Raw genomic sequence first — 19,185 nt, 5'->3', positions numbered from 1 at the left:
CGGGCTCTTTCACCACTCACGCGCCGTTGCGTATGGTCCGCTCGTACGTCGTGTGCTGAACCGAAGAGGAGACGCGATGAAAAAAACGTGGTTAACGATCGAGGAACTCGCCCTGGAACTGCAAGTCAGTGTCAAGTCCATCCGCCGTGCCTACCGCAAGGGCCAGATTCCGGTGGAGCGCATCTGTCGGTTTGTCCGGTTCGATCTCGACCGGGTGAAGGCCGCCATGCAGGGGAACGGGCAAGGACAGTCTCCTTTCGCCTCACGGGAACTGGGACAGCGCAGCGCGACCGGCGGCGCCAGCCGGCGGCGCGCGCAGCGGCCCCGCCCCCGACTTGGTAAGACGGGGGCGTCTATCGCACAGGCTCCAAGGAGGAAGAAATGACGGGTTCCGGAGGATTCACGCAGACCATCGATTGGCTCGCCTTCACGCTTCCCAAAGCTGAGGTCGCCGAGGTGATCTCGCTGATTGGCGGTGATTGGTTCCAGAGTGAAACCGGTTTTCGCGGGTACCCCCTCGCTCAGCTCATGACACAGGGCAAGACGGGCGTCGGGAAACTGGGGACGGGTGCTCCTCGCAATCCGAAAGAAGTGCATGTGGATCTCTCGGCCGGAATCGTTTCCCAGTGGGATGAGACCAAGCTTAAAACGGTCCTCGCCTGGATCTTTGCGCAGAAGGGCCATGTCACCCGCATCGATGTCGCCCTGGACGACCGGGAGGCGTCTGTCGCAGTGGAGACCGTCCGGCTAGCCGTGGAGGCCGGACAGGTGGTGAGTCGTTCGAAACAATTCAAAGTCATCCAAGCCTCGAATCATCGTGAAGGTGTGCGCACGGGCGAGACCCTCTACTTCGGCAGCCGGGAAAGCCAGACCATGCTGCGGGTCTATGACAAGCGGCTCGAACTTCAGGCCAGAGGCCGAGAAGACGCGGCCTTATACGGAGTGCGATGGGAACTGGAGTTCAAACAGGATCGAGCCCAGGCCTGTGCGAAAGCGCTGCTCACGCTCGATCCCGAAGATTGGCGGGCCTTCTTAGTCGGCGTCCTCCGCTCCTATGTGGATTTCCGTGAAACCACCAGAGAGGCGGAATCCTATGAGAAGTACCGAGCGCCGTTAGTGGACTGGTGGAAAGCCCTCACTGAAGGCTTTATGCGATGCCGACTGGTTGTCGAACGCATTCAGCAGCGGTTGGATGACGTAGCGGCGTGGCTCGCCAACGCCATCAGTCCGATGTTGGCGGTGGTGGTGGCCTGCCGGGGTGATCAGTTCCTGATGGAGATGATCTATGCGGGCACCAAGCGATGGACACAGAAGCACTATGCCCTGCTGAAGCAACGGAGGAAGGGAACGCCCTATGTGCTTCATCTCAAACCTCGGACCTAACGTCGTGTACCTCCGGACCTGTCCAGGTCCAAATTGCCACGCCGCCGGAGCCTGTGGAGAGTTTCGAAAAGGAAAGTTGTTTGTGATGTGCGAGGCGTGTGGCTTCGAATATGAATTGCTGCCAAAAGTCCGGCTTGCGGGCCGGGGCGTGTGGGTCAGGCGCAGAGCTGATCCGAGAGTCTTTTCACAACAAGGAGGGGTGAACGATGCAAGTCAAAGCAGAGGGAGCCGTGCAGGGGTATGTCGAGCGGAGGAGCCGGGAGGGCAAGGTGTACAGATCGGTGGATTTCTATGTGAAGGGCAAAGACCCGGGTGTGCTGCGGTTGGGCATTCCGGACGATCAGATGTCGCTGATCGAGATCTGTAAGCAGGCAGAAGGCAAGCAGGCCAAGGCGTCGATCGAAGTGCGGAAATTCGAACAGACCGGACGTACATTTTTCGACCTCACCGGCTTAGACGTCGTGAAGTAACGGCTAGAGGGAGAGGAAGGCCAATGGATCTCACCATTCTACTCGTGGCGGTCCTGTTACTGGCCTTCCTCACCGGCCTCGGAGTCGGACGGTTATGAAACTGCTTTCTCTCATGACGTATCTCGGGTTTGTCTGGGCCCTCTTCGTCTCACTCTGCCTTACGCCGGGCGAATCCTTAGCCCAGACCACGACGCAGTATGCGCGGGTGGTCGCCCAAGCTGAACGCATTGCCTACCTGGCCTCGCAACGGTCCGCCCTCGCTTCACAAGTCGCGACCGCTGCCTTGGCGCCCTCCGCCACCTCGCTGGCGGTGCGCATGGTCGCCGGTCCGGTGGGATGGGCGGCGTTGGGAGTCGGCGCCGGGTTGGTCCTCGCTCAGATGTATTACTCTCAGGCCGATCTGTCGGCGATCAAAAGCGCGGCGTCCACGCCAGGCGGCTGGCAAGTCACCACGACCAATGCCGGCACCCAGACCTTTCCCGGCCTCGGCACCAATACGCCCGCGAACCCTGCCTATCCCTATGCCACCATTCAATTCAGCGCGACCGATGTGCCGCTGTGCAGTATTGATGCGGAATATCAACATGATTGGGTGGTGGGGCCTTTTCAGAGCGTCAGCACTGCCGTGTATTTTCCCGGGAACTTCTTCGTCTTTGGGCCGGCGGTCGGTGGGCAAAATCTGTATGTCTGCCATCGCGTAGGCATCCCGGGATCGCCTCCTCCATTGCAAGACGGCCTGATCGATCCCACCCAACAACACGTGGCGAACTATGTCACAAGCCTCCCGGCGAGTGATCCCAAATCTGTCGAATCTCATACGAATCCCGTCGGCACGACGGGCACGACGCAGCCGGCAGACAATACCGTCTCCCAGCCCGTCAGCCCGACTGAAATGCCGACAACGGTCAAACCGAAGCCCGTACCTGCCGGGGATATCGTGGTGGCAGACAACGTGCCGCCTCCGGCCAGCACCCCACAGCAGAATACTCAGCAGCAGACAACGACCACCACTACCACGACGACCCAGAATCCGGACGGCTCGACGACACAGCAGGAAGAGACAGAAGCCACGACCTCCTGCGCGGTCGGTTCACATGAGAGCCGGACCTTCGGCACGGTCTTGCAGGCACATCAAACCATCTGGGCCACGAACGGCTTATTGAGCACGCTGAATCTCTTGAAGTCACTCACCTGGCCCTCCACCTTGCCGGTGATCGCCTTGCCGTCGGCCTTCTTCGGGAGTCAGCAGGTCGATTTCAATCAATGGGCCTGGTTCTTCACCGTGTTGAGGACTCTCGTCATTGCGACCGCCTCCATTGCCGCCTACCGCATCATCTTTGTGGGAGGAGGCCAGACGACATGACGGCGATTCTCACGCTCATCTATTGCTGGCTGCAGGAGTTCTTCTTCTCGCTCACCGATTGGGGACTCGGCATATGGGATTCCCTCCTCTCCGTGGCGGACAGCACGCTCGCCACCATCGGCACGGCTGGGCTCACCCTGCCGGTGATTCCCGATCACTATGCGTGGGTGCTGGGCGCGACGGGCATGAGTCAGGCGCTGGCCATCGTGGCGAGCGCCATGGGGACGAGATTCATTTTACAAACCATTCCCTTTGTGCGGTGGGGCTCATGAACCAACTCGTGATGGGGTGGGCCTATGCCTGGACGGTTATCCTCGCGCTGTGGATCTGGGTGTATCTCAGGAGTCTGCGATGATCGAACTGTATGAAGGGGTACCAGGCTCAGGGAAGTCCTATCACGCGATCTGTGAGAAATTTCTGCCCTGGGTGAAGCAAGGCCGGCGGCTCTATATCGCTGTCGATGGGATCTATTTAGATCGTCTTTCCCTGTTCACCGGTATTGAACTGTCTACCCTCGAACAACAGATCACCATCTGGAAGGACTCCGTCGAAGTCCTGCAAGCCTTTCCCCATGTCGAGCCCGGTTCAGCCGTGATCATCGACGAAGCCCAAACCGTGTTTCGGTCGCTGCAAAAAGTCGAACCGGGTCTGCTCCGCTGGCTCGAAACGCATCGTCACTACGGCGTGGATATTCTGCTCATGAGCCAGGACTTCCGACAGATGTCGCAAGGTGTCACTCGGCTCATCGAAGCGACGGTCAAGTTCCGCAAGCTGAGCTTTGTCGGACTCTCGAAGAAGTATCAGGGCAAGGTGCGCGGCAACCCCGAAGACAACGAGGTCATTCGGGCCTTCGTCGGAACGTACTCGCCGGCGGTGTACGCCTACTATTCGAGCTACGCCTCGGCGGCGATTCGAGAAGAGAAACGCAGCCACACGGTCTTCAAATCGGCGCGGGTGGCAATCGGCATTGCCGCAGGACTGTTCGCGATCGGTCTCATGGTCTGGAGGCCTTGGTCGTCCCTTGGTTCCACGAAGCCGGCTACCGCCGGACCAACGCCTGTGCCTAGTGTGTCGGCTGGTTCAGTTCCTTCGAGCTCAGCCAGTCTGCTCAATCCTTTGGGCCTGGCACCGTCACCTCCTGCTACTCCCACTCCACCGAAGCGACCAGTACGAATCCTCGGTGGTGCCGGGATGACTAAAGACCGGCAAGGCTGGCGCTACTTATTGGATAGCGGCGAAATTCTCACGGCGGCACAGATTACCGGACGCTATGGCCTGTCGGTCTCAGAAGTCTATGAAGAGGGCTCGATGCGGCTCATTGGTGAAGGAGTGTTCTATGGACCTGCCGGCGATTGAGGCGATGACCTATTTCACGGCGATCTTTTGGCTCGGCGGCTTTGCCGTCGGCCTGATTATCAAATTGATTCTGCCTCAAAGCCATTGAGGCGTTCGACCGTCGGCGAACAATCCGGCGGCGTGGGTGGACGGAACCACCATCAGCACAAGGAGGTGCCGTATGAAGGGATGGGGTTGGGTCAAAGGGCTTGGGGGCCTGCTCATGGCGTTCGTGTTCGCCTTGGGTGTCCCGGCGCTGTCGCAGGCGCAGTTGTTTCCCGTGTCGGCAGATGTGGCCACGGTGCGGGCCGATCTGCTCTTGTGGGCCACAGCCTTGATTGGGGTGGCGTTGGCGATCTACGCCTTTAAGCGCGTGCGCGCGATTGTGGGCTGAGCGGTAGCCCATCGAGGCAGGCTGGCAGCAGCCTGCCTCCTTTCCTTCAAACTAAGAGAACATGCTGAAAGTGATGACAAGGGAGAGGGAGCATGACGGCGTCACAGATTCAAACCATCGGCAATGCGCTGGCTGTCGACCTGGTCGCCTGGGGAACCGCAGCAATCGGGCTGGCGCTCGTGGCGGCCGGCGCTGCCTGGGTGTTGCGGTTGCTGCGCTAAGCGCCGGGCCAGCCTTGGTCGGCGAAGCTGTAATAGCGTTCTTCGGCGAGGATGAGATGATCGAGAAGCGTAATGCCGAACAGTTCTCCGGCCTCACGCAGCCGCTTGGTCAGGACTCGATCTTCGGGACTGGGCGTGATATCGCCAGACGGGTGATTATGCGAACAGAGCCAGGCACCGGCATTCATGAGGATCAACGGCTTAAAGACTTCGCGAGGATGCACAATCGTCAAGTTGAGAGAGCCAGTCGAGACGACATTGATGCCGATGAGCTTGTGTTTGGCGTCCAGGCCACAGATGAGGAATTGTTCCCGGTCCAGACCGGCAAACAACGGCCGGAGGATCGCGGCAGCACCTTCCGATGTATGGACCGATTCCGCCGCCGGAATGGCACGGCCCTCACGCACGAGCGTGACACGGTACCGAGGGATGCCGTATTTCCGAACCGGGTTCAGTGGCCGTTCACCGTTCGAGGAACCGAGAGAACTGTCAACGGACATGTCCGCCTCCTTCTGAAAGTATGTTCTAGCCCCACCCTTCACCAACCAAGGGTGGGGCGTAACGAAGGAGGCGGCACGGGGCTCTCGCAGTGGGCAGGCCTGGAGGGACGGAGTCCGGCACGGAGAGGACCGGGAAGGCCTGCTCCGCTGCTCTCCGGCCACGGGTCGCACCCAATTAGAAACGTGTTCCGAATCAATGTTCGATGAAACACCAGACCGATGAGTGCGCGGGATTTTAAGAACTCTTCACGATTGGAACCAGCCATGCAAACGTTGTTAACCGTCAAAGAGGTATGCGGATGGCTTAACGTCAAGCAGTCCACGCTGTATCTGTGGGTATCTCAGAACAGGATTCCCTACCGTCGATTAAACGGATTAATCCGGTTCGAAACCCCTGCCATCCGGGCTTGGTTGGATGGACCACCCCGCCACCATCAGCCAGTGACGTTTGGCCGGTGCCCCCAATTCCAAACGGTCGATGCGATCATTGAAGCCGCCAAACGCGAGGTCTATACTCCCTGCCACGGGGAAACCAGACCGAAATCAGGCCTCATCGGGAAGGAGGAGCAGGATGGGGCTCACGAAGCGTAAAGACGTATGGTGGATGAGTTTTATGTATCAGGGCCGGCAAGTCCGGCGAAGCACGGGAACAAGCAAGAAGCAATTGGCCGAAGCCATTTATGCCAAGGTGAAGGTCCAAATTGCCGAGGGTCAGTTTTTCGAGCGGCGTGAGGAACAGGAACACACGTTCAAGGAGATGATGGAGCGGTACGTCGCGGAACGAGCCACCCTGAAAGCGGCCAAAAGCCGTTTGCGCGATCATGCCGCGTTGGGACATCTCCTCCCTGTATTGGGAGATAGAATCCTAGCCCATATCACGCCGAAGGTGATGGCTCAGTACAAGGCCCAGCGGCGGATAGAACGAGCCGCTCCAGCGACCATCAATAAGGAACTTCAGCTCGTCCGGCATGCCTTTAACCTGGCCATGCGGGAATGGGAATGGTGCAGGGAAAACCCGATGCATCGGGTCTCCATGGAACAGGTGAGGAACGAAGTGGACCGTTGGCTGACGCCGGAGGAGGAAGACCGGCTGATGGCCGCGTCGTCACCGTGGCTGCGAGAGATCATGGTCTTTGCCCTGAATACCGGCATGCGCCAAGGCGAGATCCTGAACCTGCAATGGCAGGACGTGGATTTTTCTCGGGGCACCTTGATCGTGATGCAAAGCAAGAACGGCACACGACGGACCATTCCTCTCAATACCAAAGTCTATGAACTCCTGGCTTCGAAACAGGCTGCAACCGGCCTGTCACGTGGGCCAGTATTCAAGACTCCGCTCGGCAATCTCCTGCAAGTACGTTTTCTGGTGCGGGAGTTTTGTGAGGCGCGCAACCGGGCCGGAATTCCAGATTTTCGGTTTCACGACATGCGACATACCTTCGCCACGCGGTTGGTTCAGCGCGGGGTGGATCTCTACAAGGTCCAACGGCTGCTCGGGCATAAGACGAATTTGATGACGCAACGCTATGCGCATCATTCGCCGGAAAGCCTGAGAGAGGGTGTGAAGGTGCTGGATGAGTGCCAACCGAAGCGGTTTAGCACAAATTTAGCACACGGAGCAGTTTTTGAAGATTTTCGAGATGTTAATGTCTCGTAAGTCGTTGACTTTATATGGTGAGTCGGCTGGGATTCGAACCCAGGACCCTCGCCTTAAAAGGGCGATGCTCTACCAGCTGAGCTACCGACTCTCCAAAACATAACAACGGCACATCGTCACGCGTGGCGCGGGACGGAGGGGGATCATACCACTGACACGTGATGGTTCGCTACGGCGAGTGATGCGTTCGACGAACAATTCGGGCCCTACCGTGACCGTTGCGGACGCACACGGCGGCCCGCCTTGAGCGGATTATTGAGGATGATCGTCTCATCGCGCCGCGAGCCGGTGGAAATCATATCGATCCGGCATTCAGCGAGCTCTTCGATCCTCGTGAGGTACCGCTTTGCTTCCGCGGGTAAATCCTTGTAGGTCGTGACCCCAGTGGTGGGAGCACTCCAGCCACGCACCCGCTCATACACCGGCTCACAATTGGTCAACGCCAGCAGATCCGACGGCATCTCACGGTGGATTTTGCCGTTCACCCGATACCCCGTACAGACTTTCAGTTCCTTGCAGCCATCCAACACATCTAACTTCGTCACGGCCAACGACGAGAGCCCGTTCACTCGCGTGGCATGACGGACGATCACGCTATCGAACCACCCGCAGCGGCGAGCCCGCCCGGTGGTAGCGCCGAATTCTTTCCCGCGCTCCTGCAGCCAACTCCCCACCTCATCGGTCAGTTCGGTCGGGAACGGTCCACTACCGACACGCGTGGTATAGGCTTTGGTGATGCCCATCACAGCGTCGATTTTCGTCGGCCCCACTCCGGTGCCGGTACAGGCGCCGCCTGCCGATGAGCTCGACGAGGTCACATAGGGATAGGTGCCGAAATCGACGTCCAGGTGCGTGCCCTGCGCGCCCTCAAACAGCACGGTCTTGCCCGCATCGACGGCTTTATTCACGACGAGGGCCGTATCGATAATGTAGCTCTTCAAACGATCGGCATACCCCATGTACTGCTGGTAGACCTTTTCCAATTCGAAACAGTCGACTTTGTGCAGTTGCTCGAGCAGCCAATTGATGTCGACCAGGTTTTCTTCCAGCTTCTGCTTGAACAGGGCGGGATTCAGCAAATCGCCCATCCGAATGCCGATGCGCGCCATCTTGTCGCCATACGAGGGCCCGATCCCGCGCCCGGTGGTACCGATGCGACGAACGCCCTTCGACTGTTCAGACGCCTTATCGATCGCCTTGTGATAGGGCAGGATCAAATGCGCACGGTCGCTGACCGCAAAATTCTTCCCGATCTTCACGCCCTGCCCCTGCAGATGATCCATTTCCTCAATCAACGCCCCGGGATCAACCACGACGCCGTTGCCGATCAGGCAGCGGGTGCCGCGATACAGGATGCCGGAGGGGATAAGATGGAAAATGAACGTATCCCGCTTATTGATGACGGTATGGCCGGCATTGGACCCGCCCTGATACCGCACGACCATATCGGCATCCTTCGCGAGGATATCGACAATTTTCCCTTTGCCTTCGTCGCCCCATTGGGAGCCGATGATGACGAGATTCGCCATTGTTCGCTGCCTACGCTCCTTCTGCCCTTGCTGCACTCGAAAAAAAAGCCCTGACCTCGTACTGATCAGAGCCGGAAGGGCATCATGGTAGGATTCGCTTCGCGGTTTGTCAAGCAAGCTTTTCAGCGATGACCCTCTATCCGTCGGCAGACACGAGATGCTCGCCCTCCTCTTCCCGGCCCATCCCACGGAGATTTTTTGCTGCCTCTCTCTGCAGGAGCAAAAAAATGAGGACCCAGCGGCGCCGCACTCCAATGCTTTTCTTGACTGACAAAAACCGCCCATGCTAGATTGCAGAGTTACGTCTGCACGTTGTTTCTTTTTCCCGTGCCTGTGCACCTGTATAGACAAGCTTGCGTGGGGCTGTGGCGCAGTTGGGAGCGCGCGTGAATGGCATTCACGAGGTCGCCGGTTCAATCCCGGCCAGCTCCACCAAATAAAGCTTGTCCGACCAACGCTTCGAATGTGTGCGGGGATATCCGAACTCTACGAGTCATACGCTTGGCCGGCCGCCGGTGCGCACAGAGGCGCTGACACTCCCCAGCGGGTACCTCACCGAACGTTTCACCCCTTACACCGAGTCTTACTGATCCATGCTGCAGCTTGAATCTGTCCATAAACAATTTGCTACCAAAGTGCTGCTCGAAGGTGCCACGGCACACCTGCGTCCCGGTGCCCGTGTCGGCCTCGTGGGCCCGAACGGCGCTGGAAAAACGACGCTCTTCCGGATGATTCTGGGCGAGGAATCTCCCGATAAGGGAAGTATCCGCAAACGCCCGCGCCTCCGTGTCGGCTACCTCCCGCAGGAACTCGAAACCATCGTCGGAAAAACCGTGTTGGATGCCACCCACCGCGATTTGTATCCGGAGCATGAAGCCGAACGAATCCTTGCCGGCCTGGGCTTTTCGGAGACCGATTTTTCACGACCGATCGAGAACCTGTCCGGCGGATACCGCATGCGCGTCGCCCTCGCGCACCTGCTGCTCTCGAACCCCGACGTGCTCATGCTGGACGAGCCCACGAACCACTTGGACAAACCGACCCAGCGCTGGTTCGAGCGGTTTCTCCTCGACTCGAATCTCACGCTCCTCGTCATCTCGCACGACACCAAATTTCTGGACAGCATCGCTACGCACATCTGGGAACTCCGCGATCGGACCATTCAGGAATACCGCGGCAACTATACGAAGTTCCAGGAGCTCCGGGCGGCTCGAGACGCTCAGATCGAATCCGCCGCCAACCGGCAGAGCAAAGAAGTGGCCCGCGTCCAGAACTTCATCGATCGTTTTCGCTATCAGGCCAATAAAGCCAAGCAGGTGCAGTCGCGTATCAAGCAGTTGGACAAGGTGAAGTTGATCGAGCGGCAACGCGATACCAAACGCGTGCGCTTCAAGTTTCCCCTGCCCTCGGCCAGTGGCCGGCACGTGCTGGAACTCAAAGGCGTCGCGAAGAGCTACGGCGAAAAGGTGATTTACCGGTCGCTGGACTTCACCGTGGAACGGGGCCAACGAATCGCGCTGGTGGGTGAGAATGGCGCCGGGAAAAGCACGCTATTGAAAATCTTGGCCGGCGTGCTGCCGTTCGAAAAGGGCACGCGGCAGGTCGGGCACGGAGTCACGCTTCACTATTTTGCCCAACATCAAGCGGAATCATTGGACCCGGACGACACAATTCTGGAGTCCCTCGCCGAGGTTTCCGCACAGGCCGAAACGAACTTTCTTCGCGGTATTGCCGGCGCCTTCCTATTCTCCGGTGATGACCAGAAAAAGCCGATCAAGGCCCTCAGTGGCGGCGAGCGCAATCGCGTGGCCTTAGCCCGCATGCTGGTAGAGCCGGCAAACACATTGCTGCTCGACGAACCGACCAACCACCTGGACCCGGCCTCAGTGGACATGCTGACCGACGCCCTGACGGACTTTCCGGGAACGATCATCTTCATCTCCCACGATCCGACGTTTCTGACGCGCGTTGCCACGCTGATTGTTGAAGTGGATGAAGGCCAGGCGAAAAATTATCTCGGCGACTATGAGTACTTTTTGTGGAAGAAGGCGCAGGAGTTCGAATCGATCAAGGAGAGCAGCGCGGAACTCGCCGCCGCCCAAGCGGGCAAATCAGACGGCCCCACCAAGGCCATGGCTTCGCAGGTGCAACAGAAATCTCAGGGCGGAGAGCGTCGGGATCTGAGCAAAACGCAGGCGCGCCTTGAAAAGCAGGTGTCGCGCGCGGAGTCCGAGATCGCCTCAATGGAAACCAAAGTGAAAGCGCGTGACCTGGAACTGGCCGACCCGGCCCTCTACCAGGAACATGGACGATGGAGCGAATTGCAGCGTGAGCAGGAAGGTTGGAAAAAGGAACTGGAGCGACTCACTGCGCGATGGGAATCGTTGTCCGATGAATTGCAGGACGTGCGGGACAAACTGACGGCAATCGGTTAATCGGTCGACTTCAGCGTCTCTTCAAGATAGTAGTACAACCAGCGGTTCTTCTCTTTCGTCACCAGATCATCCCACACCACCCCCAGCAATATTCCCTTCTCCCACGGTTTGGCCCACGCCACGGTGGCGTTCAGCTTCTCCTGTTGTTCCACGCGATCCGGGTCCAGGAAGGCCAGCGACACGGTAATCTTTGCGCCGATGGGCAGGGTCTCTTTGGAATGAAGGCCGGCGCCGATCTTGTTGACGTTGTTCAGCACGGCCGTAAAACCCTTGGCACCGCTTTGCGGCGACACCAGGGCCGACCCGACGAGCGTCGCCCGGACATACTTCCGGCGTTCGCTCACACTCTCCGCTGAACTGGATTGACGCGCCATGCTGACCTCGGCCCTAAGTATAACCGTCTGCCCAGGTTTGTCCAGCCCCTTTCTTCACCAAATTACGAGGGTCTGGGGCGGTAATACCGTGTGCCACGGAGCGGCTCCGGGAGGTGATTCTGGTCGGTTTTGGCGGCTGGATCGTCGTGCACATACCGATACCCCTTCCCGTATCCGATGTCTTTCATAAGGGATGTCACGGCATTGCGCAGGTGCAGCGGCACACCGAGATTGCCATGTTGGCGCGCATCCCGCACCGCCTCCTGCAGGCCCACATAGGAGGCATTATCCTTGGGCCGCGAGGCCAGATACGTCGTCCCGTGCGCCAGATTGATTTGAGCCTCCGGCAGCCCGACGAACTCCACTGCCTGGGCCACCGCGTTGGCCATCACCAGGGCCATCGGATCGGCATTGCCGATATCTTCTGACGCAAAAATCACCATCCGTCGGGCAATGAATCGAGGATTCTCCCCGCCTTCCAACATACGGGCCAGCCAATAGAGGGCGCCGTCCGGGTCCGAGTCGCGCAGGCTCTTGATGTACGCCGACACCAGGTTGTAGTGCTCCTCGCCCGACTTGTCGTAACGAAGCGCCTTTTTGAGTAACGCAGCCTCCAGCACCTGTTCATCGATCGTCCGCGATCCATCCGGCCCGACAGGCGCCTGGCCGGCTACAAACTCCAACGTCGTCAACAAGCTTCTGGCATCCCCGTTGCCGAAGGCAACCAGCCGCTCGCGGGCAGCGGGGTGCAACGTGATCCGGAGCAACCCGAGTCCCCGCTCTCTATCGGACACTGCACGGTCCAGAATGGACCCGAGCGACTCTTCTGACAGCGGCTTCAACAACACCACGATGGAGCGAGAGAGTAAGGGCGCGATCAGTTCGAAGGACGGATTTTCTGTCGTCGCGCCGATGAGCACCACCGTCCCCCGTTCGACATGCGGCAAAAAGGCGTCCTGCTGGGCTTTATTGAACCGGTGAATTTCGTCGACGAACAGCGTGGTCGCCCGGCCTATCGCCCGACGATGCTCCGCAGCCTTAATAATCTCCCGCAACTCGGGAATGCCGCCGGTGACGGCTGAAAACGGCACGAACTGGGATTCGGTGTGCCGTGCGACCAGCCCGGCTAACGTGGTTTTCCCGCAACCCGGCGGTCCCCAGAAAATAACGGAGGAGAGTTGATCCCGTTCGATGGCATTTCTGAGCGGACGCCCCGGCCCCACCACCTCATCCTGCCCGACGAGGTCATCGAAGCTTCGAGGACGCATCCGTTCGGCCAGCGGGACTTTTCCCGAACGGGTGGCCGTCTGTGCCGGCGCGAAGAGATCTCCTGTGGAATCATGGGAAGACATCGTCGTACTTTGCCTGAAAAGCTTTTTCCATTCTAGCTGTCGCAAGGGAATCATCGCAAACGACTCTCGTCACCACCTGTCGACCCTCCCCTTGATTCCCGCGCGCGGCAATGCTACCACCCACCCATCAGCTTTTCACAAAGGATGAACTCATGTTTTGCGACACGAAGGGCATTCGGTTGGCCTACGATGACCGGGGCACAGGACTTCCTCTCGTCTTCCTCCATGCGTTCCCGCTGAATCGCTCGATGTGGACACCGCAGACGACCGCGCTGTCCCGACAATTCAGGACCATCGCCGTGGATCTGCGCGGACATGGTGAGTCGGATGCCCCGCTGTGGAATTTTTCACTCGACCAGTACGCCGACGATGTCTGCGCACTGCTCGACCACCTTGCCGTTCCACAAGCGGTCCTGGTCGGGCTGTCGATGGGAGGATATATCAGCTTTGCCTTCTCCCGAAAATACGGGAGCCGCCTGAAAGGACTGGTGCTGGCTGATACTCGAGCGCAGGCGGATAGCCCGGAGGGACGCACGGGACGTTTCAATCTGGCTCAGACTGCCTATGGGAAAGGGGCCGACGCCGTGGCGGACATCATGCTCCCGAAACTACTGGGCGCAACATCGCTGCAACAGAAACCTGAATTGGTTGATTACGTCCGGCGCACAATCCGGCACACGCCGGTGAGCGGCATTCTCGTCGATCTGATGGCCATGGCGGATCGCCCCGATTCCGTCGCCCATCTCCGCACGCTCGCCTCCCCAACTCTGGTGGTAGTCGGCCAGGAAGACCACACCACACCCCTCGCCGATGCGCAAGTGATGGCGACAGGAATACCCGGTGCCCGGCTGGCGGTGATCCCTGCCGCCGGGCACTTGAGTAATCTTGAACAACCTGAGGTCTTTAACGATCTGGTGAGAAACTTCGTCGAGGAACTACGGGCGGAAGGCGATTAGTTTCCGTCTCTGACGCTGCTGCCTCGAATCAACTTCAAGAACTCTTCGCGGGTCTGTTGTTGTGTGCGAAACACGCCCAGCATGGAACTGCTCACGGCCACGGTGTTCTGTTTTTCGACGCCCCGCATCATCATGCAGAGATGCCGCGCTTCCATCACCACCGCCACACCATGCGCATTCAGCTTTTTCTTCAGTGTTTCGGCGATCTGGAGCGTCAGCCGTTCCTGAACCTGCAGTCGTCGGCTGAACGCGTCCACCACCCGGGGAATCTTGCTGAGCCCCACGACTTTCTTGTTCGGCAAGTACCCAACATGGCACTTTCCAAAAAACGGCAGCAGGTGGTGTTCGCACATGCTAAAGAAATCGATGTCCTTCACGATCACCATTTCGTCGTACTCGATCGGGAACAGAGCCCCGTTGAGCAGATGATCGATATCCTGCCGATACCCTTGAGTCATAAAGCGCATGGCCTTCGCAACCCGCTTCGGCGTATTGAGGAGGCCGTTACGGTCAGGGTCCTCTCCCAATTCCAGCAAGAGATTCGTCATCAGCCCTTCGATCGGATCCTGGTCGGTCGGCGCCGCAGAGACACGCGACCGTCTGGCTCGGGACCCAGAAACCACTTTAGCCATGCCTCACTCCCTCTTCTCTCCGCATGCTCTCCACGGAGCCGGAATACTCGAAGTAGTTATCCCGCGTTTCAATTACTCCGACCTTTACTAACCGTCCCGCAGGAAGCTGATCCACCAGCAAGTCCCAAATGAGCAGCACCAGATTCTCTCCGGTCGTGGTCTGGGTCGCGAACTCAGGATCCAGATTCAAATCCTGATGATCGAAACGTTGCACCACGATCCGTTCGACCACGGCATCAAGCCGTGACACATCGAGCACCTGATGCGTGACCGGATCGATGTCACCTCTGACGGACACGAACACCACATAGTTGTGGCCGTGTCCGTTGGGATTATTGCACTTCCCGAAAGTGGCCCAATTCTCCTCAGCCGACAGCTGATCGGTATGCAGCCGATGGGCAGCGCAGAAGCGATAGCGCCGGGTGATGGTGGCCTCAGACATCGAGACAACTCTCCAGAAAGATCGACAGAACGAACAAGCCGGGAGGGCCCCCACGATAGAGAGGGAGCCACTCCCGGCTTGCTGCTACTCAATGAACCATTCGCAATCCGGTTGGGGGACAACCGGAAGGCTCTTACGCACTGAAAGAACTGCCGCACCCGCAGGTCGTCTTGGCTTGCGGATTCTTGATCGAGAATCCGGACCCCTGCAAGCTGTCGACATAATCCACTTCGGCGCCCTGAAGCAGCGGTGCGCTTTGCGAATCCATGATGACCTTCACGTCGCCTTTTTCAATGACCGTATCATCGTCGGCCATTTTGGATTCGAAGGCCATGCCGTACTGATACCCGTGGCATCCTCCGCCGCGAACATAGATCCGCAGACCGACCACGTCTTTTTCCTCGGTCATGAGTTCTTTTATTTTCTGCTCGGCCAATTGCGTAATCGTTACCATCGTTGGTCCTCCTTCTGGTCTACGTGTTCGGCACGTTTCGTTACTCTACCATCTCACTGGAACTTACGGAAGTCCTGTCCCTCTTTTTCCGACTTCGCCTGATGAGGCGGATGTGGGCTGCACCCATTTGGTTTCCGGCACACGCACCACCACATCTCCTAATACCCTTGCCTGACACCCTAGCCGATGCCACGGCTCCGACAAGGCTTCACGATCCAACAAGTCCTGTTCGTCGAAATCGATCTCCGACAGATTGTCCCCACCCGTCTGCACTTCAACGCGACACGTGGTACAGGACGCATTGCCGCCGCAATCGTGATTCAGTTCAAACCCCAGCATCTTGGCAGCTTCCAGCAGCGTGAGATTTGACTCGACCTCACCGCTCCGCCCCTGGGGATGAAGAAAACTCACACGCGGCATCCGACCATTCCTCTAGGCGTTCGCACCGCCCCCAGTGCGGGCCGGCTGAAAGGGACAGCGTTGCAAACGAATATGCTCTTCAAATTCATGCTGGAACAATCGCAGGCTGCTCTGCACCAGGACTGCGGCACCCGTGATCAGGGTGCAGTACCCGGTGCCCTTTACAAATCCACACAATTGCAGCAATGAGTCGAGGTCCTTCTGGCTCCCCTCTCCGCGCTCGATCTTGTCCATCAATGTCGCCAGATTGATCGTACCCATCCGGCACGGAGGGCATTGGCCGCAGCTTTCACCCTTGAAGAAATTTGAGTACTTGAGGGTAGCAGCAACCATGCAGGTGGCGTCGTCAATCACAATCGTCCCGGCGGAGCCGAGTCCGGTCCCGGCCTTCTTCAGTGAATCGAAATCCATCGGCAGATCCAGTTGATCCGCCGTGACCATTGAGAACGCAGGCCCCCCTGGGAATACGGCCTTGATCTTGCGCCCGTTAGGGACACCTCCGCCGCACGTCTCAATGAGGTCCCTGATCGTCACGCCCATCGGCATTTCATACACTCCGGGCCGATTCACCGATCCGCTAAGAGAGAAGAGCATGGTCCCGGGACACTTCTCCGTCCCCACCTGAGTAAACCACGCGGCGCCGTTTTTAAGAATCTGGGGAATATTGCACAACGTCTCAACGTTGTTCACCAAGGTCGGCTTCCCGTACAGTCCGAAATCGGTGGGATAGAACGGCGGCTTCTGACGCGGCATGGCCGGACGTCCCTGCATGGACTCCAACATGGCCGTCTCTTCACCAGCTACATAACTGCCATGGCCGGAGTAGACTTCAAGGTCGAGGTCCACGCCCGTTCCGAGGATATTCTTCCCCAAGAGGCCACGTTCCCTGGCTTGGGCGATGGCTTTTCTGAGATTGGCCTCTTCTTCCGCGTACTCATGGTTGACGTAAATGTAGGAGGCTTTGGCGTTCACGGTTCGAGAGGCAATGAGACAGCCCTCGATCAGTTGGTGCGGGATATGCTTCAGGAGATGACGGTCTTTGAAGGTGCCCGGCTCATGCTCACCGGCGTTGCAGACAAAGTAACGTTCCTGCACTCGATGATTGAGGACCTTGTCCCACTTCGTACCGGTCGGAAAACCGGCGCCGCCACGACCGCGCAACCCGGCTTTCTTAATTTCGCCGACGATGTCGTTTGGGGTCATTTCTTTCAGACACTTCCGCCAGGCTTCATACCCGCCGGTCTTGAGGTAGGGGTCGATTTCCCAAGGAGCCCCTTCAAGCTTCTGCAATACCCTTGGTTGAGGTAGGGTCACGTTATTCCCTTTCGGGGGTAGCACCCCCAGGTTAGCAGGAACGTACTATACGGCTGCCCTCCGGGGGCCGTCAAGCCAAGTTCGCCTGATTAGGCCTGAATCTCAATCAGTTAGGCCTGATAGGCCTACAGCGAATCAGTCCAAAGACTCGCCGGCCTTCGATTACGGTACCCGGCACCGATTGGCCCAAGAAAAAGGGGACTGGCCACCCGAGTTGGACGACCAATCCCCGTGATCCTGCGCACTCAACGGTTTACTTCAAATGGCTCCCTGCTCCCATGAAGAACAACATGGGAATAGACAGCAAAAAGTTGATGCGTGATGCGATCAAGGCCGTTTTTCCCCACTGAGCCATCTCCGGCGGAGCGGGCGTGCCCTGGGCAGCCGCAGCCACCGCTGCAATGACTTTCTTCTGATTGGGCCAAATAATCCCGTGCACGTTCCCCATCATAATGATACCCAGGAGACCGCCGATCCCCAGTGCAAGCGCCCCCGTTCCACCCTTTGAATAGAGGTAGCCGTAGAGGACGATCCCCGCGAGGACGGTGACCGTGGCGCCATGGCGGAACCAATTCAGCGCAGCAGGCATGAGCTTGGGAATGACGATGTTCTTCGTCGGTCCATCCAGGCTCTTGAGAAAGCCAGCATTGATAAGGTTAAAGAAGTACAACAGTCCGATCCAAGTGATGCCGGCCAGGAAATGAACCCAGCGAACGATCAGACCGAACCAATCGGCTTCGCCCGCCCCCACCCCCGCCATACCCAGATAGACGACTATCAATCCGACAGCGAGCGCAAATCCTGCGCCCAATGTCTGATATGGATCCTCCAAGAATTTCATACGCCCCCCAACTGTAACGGTTTACTGCCAACCACGTTCTCTACTGCAGGCCATTGAGCCTTGTCAAGCAACCTGCGTCCCATGCCCACCCGAAGTCGGCCGGTCACGCAGTCAGCAGGCGATCAACGACTGCACATAAGTCCCGCACCGCATCCGCGGACGCCTGCAATGCAGTGCGCTCCTCAGCCGTCAGATCATATTCAACGATGGCTTCACCCCCGTTCCGTCCCAACGTCACGGGCACACCAACGATGACATCCTTCAGCCCGTATTCCCCCTCACAGAGCATGGCACAGGGCACCACCCGCTTCTGGTCGTTCATGATCGCTTCGACCATATCCACCGCGGAGGCGGAGGGCGCATAAAACGCGCTGCCGGTCTTGAGCAGCCCCACGATTTCGGCCCCGCCGTCCTGTGTCCGCTTAATCAAGGCAGCGAGCCGATCCGGAGCCAATCGATCCGTGATCGGCTTCCCGGTCACCGTCGTTTGCCGAACCAGCGGCACCATCGTATCCCCGTGCCCCCCCAACACCATCGCCTGCACCTCCGTGCCCGGCACATCCAATTCTTCGGCTACGAACGACCGCAAGCGCGCCGTATCCAGGACACCCGCCATCCCGAGGACTCGTGATTTCGGCAGTCCGCTGACCTGTCGCGCTACATGCACCATGGCGTCCAACGGATTCGTCACCAGAATAAGGATGATGTTCGGCGAACGCGATACCAGCTCGCGCACCACCGTTTTGACAATTTTAGCGTTCGTCGCCAGGAGTTCGTCCCGGCTCATGCCCGGTTTCCTGGGAATTCCCGACGTGATGACGGCAATGGAGGACCCGGCGGTCTCGTCATACCCATTCGTCCCGACGACGCGGGTGCTGTACCCGCACACCGGCCCGGCCTGTGTGATATCCAAGGCCTTGCCCTGCGGGATGCCCGGCACAATGTCGACCAGTACGACATCGTACGCATTTTTCTCCGCCAGCCGCTGCGCGACCGTTCCGCCGACATTCCCCGCGCCCACTACCGTAATCTTTGGTCGTCCCATCATCCCACCTCGTGAAGCGTGAAACGTGAAGCGTCAAGTGCAAGAGGTCCCTTACACTCACCGTTTAC

The 19,185-nt window shown here is 58.5% G+C and carries 22 protein-coding genes and 2 tRNA genes; 12 read left to right on the top strand and 12 right to left on the bottom strand.

From position 1 onward, the window contains the following. Positions 1 to 76 precede the first annotated feature (76 nt). The 7 genes from H8K11_15370 (at position 77) to H8K11_15340 (ending at position 4,945) form a co-directional block, all read left to right on the top strand. A complete protein-coding gene (locus H8K11_15370; protein ID MCS6265133.1) occupies positions 77 to 385 on the top strand; it encodes a helix-turn-helix domain-containing protein in 309 nt (102 codons plus the stop codon). Further along, entirely contained in the window at positions 382 to 1,383 is a 1,002-nt protein-coding gene (locus tag H8K11_15365) for a replication initiation factor domain-containing protein (GenBank protein ID MCS6265132.1), read from the top strand. The genes H8K11_15370 and H8K11_15365 overlap by 4 nt, the downstream gene beginning before the upstream one ends. Positions 1,384 to 1,589: 206 nt before the next feature. After that, on the top strand, positions 1,590 to 1,853 hold the full coding sequence (locus H8K11_15360) for a hypothetical protein (GenBank protein MCS6265131.1): 264 nt from the start codon (positions 1,590 to 1,592) through the stop codon (positions 1,851 to 1,853). A gap of 94 nt (positions 1,854 to 1,947) precedes the next feature. Then, positions 1,948 to 3,216: a hypothetical protein gene (locus tag H8K11_15355; GenBank protein ID MCS6265130.1), complete on the top strand. Its 1,269-nt coding sequence runs from the start codon at positions 1,948 to 1,950 to the stop codon at positions 3,214 to 3,216. Beyond that, positions 3,213 to 3,488: a DUF2523 domain-containing protein gene (locus H8K11_15350; GenBank protein ID MCS6265129.1), complete on the top strand. Its 276-nt coding sequence runs from the start codon at positions 3,213 to 3,215 to the stop codon at positions 3,486 to 3,488. The genes H8K11_15355 and H8K11_15350 overlap by 4 nt, the downstream gene beginning before the upstream one ends. Positions 3,489 to 3,567: 79 nt before the next feature. Next, a complete protein-coding gene (locus H8K11_15345) occupies positions 3,568 to 4,572 on the top strand; it encodes a hypothetical protein (GenBank protein ID MCS6265128.1) in 1,005 nt (334 codons plus the stop codon). A 160-nt stretch (positions 4,573 to 4,732) separates the two neighbouring features. Further along, positions 4,733 to 4,945, top strand: a complete 213-nt coding sequence (locus H8K11_15340; GenBank protein MCS6265127.1) for a hypothetical protein — start codon at positions 4,733 to 4,735, stop codon at positions 4,943 to 4,945. A 217-nt stretch (positions 4,946 to 5,162) separates the two neighbouring features. Here H8K11_15340 and H8K11_15335 read toward each other — a convergent pair whose 3' ends face one another. Beyond that, positions 5,163 to 5,666, bottom strand: a complete 504-nt coding sequence (locus H8K11_15335) for a JAB domain-containing protein (protein ID MCS6265126.1) — start codon at positions 5,664 to 5,666, stop codon at positions 5,163 to 5,165. Between the two features lie 264 nt (positions 5,667 to 5,930). On the opposite strand from H8K11_15335, the gene H8K11_15330 reads away from it, so the two are divergent. Together H8K11_15330 and H8K11_15325 are read left to right on the top strand one after the other, a co-directional pair. After that, complete coding sequence (locus tag H8K11_15330; protein MCS6265125.1) at positions 5,931 to 6,257, top strand: helix-turn-helix domain-containing protein; 327 nt, start codon at positions 5,931 to 5,933, stop codon at positions 6,255 to 6,257. Next, on the top strand, positions 6,238 to 7,323 hold the full coding sequence (locus H8K11_15325) for a site-specific integrase (protein ID MCS6265124.1): 1,086 nt from the start codon (positions 6,238 to 6,240) through the stop codon (positions 7,321 to 7,323). The genes H8K11_15330 and H8K11_15325 overlap by 20 nt, the downstream gene beginning before the upstream one ends. 15 nt (positions 7,324 to 7,338) lie before the next feature. Here H8K11_15325 and H8K11_15320 read toward each other — a convergent pair. Further along, positions 7,339 to 7,414 (bottom strand) — tRNA-Lys (locus H8K11_15320). Between the two features lie 115 nt (positions 7,415 to 7,529). Then, positions 7,530 to 8,852 (bottom strand): adenylosuccinate synthase, encoded by a 1,323-nt coding sequence (locus H8K11_15315; GenBank protein ID MCS6265123.1) that lies wholly within the window; start codon positions 8,850 to 8,852, stop codon positions 7,530 to 7,532. A gap of 359 nt (positions 8,853 to 9,211) precedes the next feature. Here H8K11_15315 and H8K11_15310 point away from each other — a divergent pair. Together H8K11_15310 and H8K11_15305 are read left to right on the top strand one after the other, a co-directional pair. Continuing rightward, positions 9,212 to 9,287, top strand: a tRNA-Ala gene (locus H8K11_15310). 158 nt (positions 9,288 to 9,445) lie between these two features. Continuing rightward, positions 9,446 to 11,287 (top strand): ABC-F family ATP-binding cassette domain-containing protein, encoded by a 1,842-nt coding sequence (locus H8K11_15305; GenBank protein ID MCS6265122.1) that lies wholly within the window; start codon positions 9,446 to 9,448, stop codon positions 11,285 to 11,287. Here H8K11_15305 and H8K11_15300 read toward each other — a convergent pair. Beyond that, on the bottom strand, positions 11,284 to 11,661 hold the full coding sequence (locus H8K11_15300) for a PilZ domain-containing protein (protein ID MCS6265121.1): 378 nt from the start codon (positions 11,659 to 11,661) through the stop codon (positions 11,284 to 11,286). The two genes, H8K11_15305 and H8K11_15300, sit on opposite strands and share 4 nt — an antisense overlap. A 62-nt stretch (positions 11,662 to 11,723) precedes the next feature. After that, a complete protein-coding gene (locus H8K11_15295) occupies positions 11,724 to 13,013 on the bottom strand; it encodes a replication-associated recombination protein A (protein MCS6265120.1) in 1,290 nt (429 codons plus the stop codon). A 152-nt stretch (positions 13,014 to 13,165) separates the two neighbouring features. Here H8K11_15295 and H8K11_15290 point away from each other — a divergent pair, with 152 nt between their 5' ends. Then, positions 13,166 to 13,969, top strand: coding sequence for an alpha/beta fold hydrolase (locus H8K11_15290; GenBank protein MCS6265119.1), 804 nt, complete (start codon positions 13,166 to 13,168; stop codon positions 13,967 to 13,969). Here the strand turns inward: H8K11_15290 and folE are convergent. The 7 genes from folE to mdh all read right to left on the bottom strand — a co-directional run bounded on the left by folE (position 13,966) and on the right by mdh (position 19,117). After that, a complete protein-coding gene (gene folE / locus H8K11_15285) occupies positions 13,966 to 14,601 on the bottom strand; it encodes a GTP cyclohydrolase I FolE (protein ID MCS6265118.1) in 636 nt (211 codons plus the stop codon). The two genes, H8K11_15290 and folE, sit on opposite strands and share 4 nt — an antisense overlap. Next, entirely contained in the window at positions 14,594 to 15,028 is a 435-nt protein-coding gene (locus H8K11_15280) for a 6-carboxytetrahydropterin synthase (protein MCS6265117.1), read from the bottom strand. Before H8K11_15280 ends, folE begins: the two co-directional genes overlap by 8 nt. Positions 15,029 to 15,176: 148 nt before the next feature. Next, positions 15,177 to 15,497: an iron-sulfur cluster insertion protein ErpA gene (erpA, locus tag H8K11_15275; protein ID MCS6265116.1), complete on the bottom strand. Its 321-nt coding sequence runs from the start codon at positions 15,495 to 15,497 to the stop codon at positions 15,177 to 15,179. Between the two features lie 63 nt (positions 15,498 to 15,560). Next, entirely contained in the window at positions 15,561 to 15,917 is a 357-nt protein-coding gene (locus H8K11_15270) for a (2Fe-2S)-binding protein (GenBank protein MCS6265115.1), read from the bottom strand. 12 nt (positions 15,918 to 15,929) lie between these two features. After that, positions 15,930 to 17,207, bottom strand: a complete 1,278-nt coding sequence (gene nuoF, locus H8K11_15265) for an NADH-quinone oxidoreductase subunit NuoF (protein ID MCS6265114.1) — start codon at positions 17,205 to 17,207, stop codon at positions 15,930 to 15,932. 277 nt (positions 17,208 to 17,484) lie between these two features. Then, entirely contained in the window at positions 17,485 to 17,991 is a 507-nt protein-coding gene (locus H8K11_15260; GenBank protein ID MCS6265113.1) for a urate hydroxylase PuuD, read from the bottom strand. A 184-nt stretch (positions 17,992 to 18,175) separates the two neighbouring features. Further along, positions 18,176 to 19,117: a malate dehydrogenase gene (gene mdh, locus H8K11_15255; protein ID MCS6265112.1), complete on the bottom strand. Its 942-nt coding sequence runs from the start codon at positions 19,115 to 19,117 to the stop codon at positions 18,176 to 18,178. Positions 19,118 to 19,185: the final 68 nt, after the last annotated feature.

The organism is Nitrospira sp., assembly GCA_024998565.1.
GTDB lineage: Bacteria > Nitrospirota > Nitrospiria > Nitrospirales > Nitrospiraceae > Nitrospira_A.
The sequence above is the reverse complement of the archived record's forward strand: the minus strand, read 5'-3'. Positions and strand labels throughout refer to the sequence as shown.

Bases quoted from the DNA above. Each gene is read 5' to 3' on its own strand.
- H8K11_15370 (MCS6265133.1), top strand. From the start codon at position 77: ATGAAAAAAACGTGGTTAACGATCGAGGAACTCGCCCTGGAACTGCAA.
- H8K11_15365 (MCS6265132.1), top strand. From the start codon at position 382: ATGACGGGTTCCGGAGGATTCACGCAGACCATCGATTGGCTCGCCTTC.
- H8K11_15360 (MCS6265131.1), top strand. From the start codon at position 1,590: ATGCAAGTCAAAGCAGAGGGAGCCGTGCAGGGGTATGTCGAGCGGAGG.
- H8K11_15355 (MCS6265130.1), top strand. From the start codon at position 1,948: ATGAAACTGCTTTCTCTCATGACGTATCTCGGGTTTGTCTGGGCCCTC.
- H8K11_15350 (MCS6265129.1), top strand. From the start codon at position 3,213: ATGACGGCGATTCTCACGCTCATCTATTGCTGGCTGCAGGAGTTCTTC.
- H8K11_15345 (MCS6265128.1), top strand. From the start codon at position 3,568: ATGATCGAACTGTATGAAGGGGTACCAGGCTCAGGGAAGTCCTATCAC.
- H8K11_15340 (MCS6265127.1), top strand. From the start codon at position 4,733: ATGAAGGGATGGGGTTGGGTCAAAGGGCTTGGGGGCCTGCTCATGGCG.
- H8K11_15335 (MCS6265126.1), bottom strand. From the start codon at position 5,666: ATGTCCGTTGACAGTTCTCTCGGTTCCTCGAACGGTGAACGGCCACTG.
- H8K11_15330 (MCS6265125.1), top strand. From the start codon at position 5,931: ATGCAAACGTTGTTAACCGTCAAAGAGGTATGCGGATGGCTTAACGTC.
- H8K11_15325 (MCS6265124.1), top strand. From the start codon at position 6,238: ATGGGGCTCACGAAGCGTAAAGACGTATGGTGGATGAGTTTTATGTAT.
- H8K11_15315 (MCS6265123.1), bottom strand. From the start codon at position 8,852: ATGGCGAATCTCGTCATCATCGGCTCCCAATGGGGCGACGAAGGCAAA.
- H8K11_15305 (MCS6265122.1), top strand. From the start codon at position 9,446: ATGCTGCAGCTTGAATCTGTCCATAAACAATTTGCTACCAAAGTGCTG.
- H8K11_15300 (MCS6265121.1), bottom strand. From the start codon at position 11,661: ATGGCGCGTCAATCCAGTTCAGCGGAGAGTGTGAGCGAACGCCGGAAG.
- H8K11_15295 (MCS6265120.1), bottom strand. From the start codon at position 13,013: ATGTCTTCCCATGATTCCACAGGAGATCTCTTCGCGCCGGCACAGACG.
- H8K11_15290 (MCS6265119.1), top strand. From the start codon at position 13,166: ATGTTTTGCGACACGAAGGGCATTCGGTTGGCCTACGATGACCGGGGC.
- folE (MCS6265118.1), bottom strand. From the start codon at position 14,601: ATGGCTAAAGTGGTTTCTGGGTCCCGAGCCAGACGGTCGCGTGTCTCT.
- erpA (MCS6265116.1), bottom strand. From the start codon at position 15,497: ATGGTAACGATTACGCAATTGGCCGAGCAGAAAATAAAAGAACTCATG.
- H8K11_15270 (MCS6265115.1), bottom strand. From the start codon at position 15,917: ATGCCGCGTGTGAGTTTTCTTCATCCCCAGGGGCGGAGCGGTGAGGTC.
- H8K11_15260 (MCS6265113.1), bottom strand. From the start codon at position 17,991: ATGGCGGGGGTGGGGGCGGGCGAAGCCGATTGGTTCGGTCTGATCGTT.
- mdh (MCS6265112.1), bottom strand. From the start codon at position 19,117: ATGGGACGACCAAAGATTACGGTAGTGGGCGCGGGGAATGTCGGCGGA.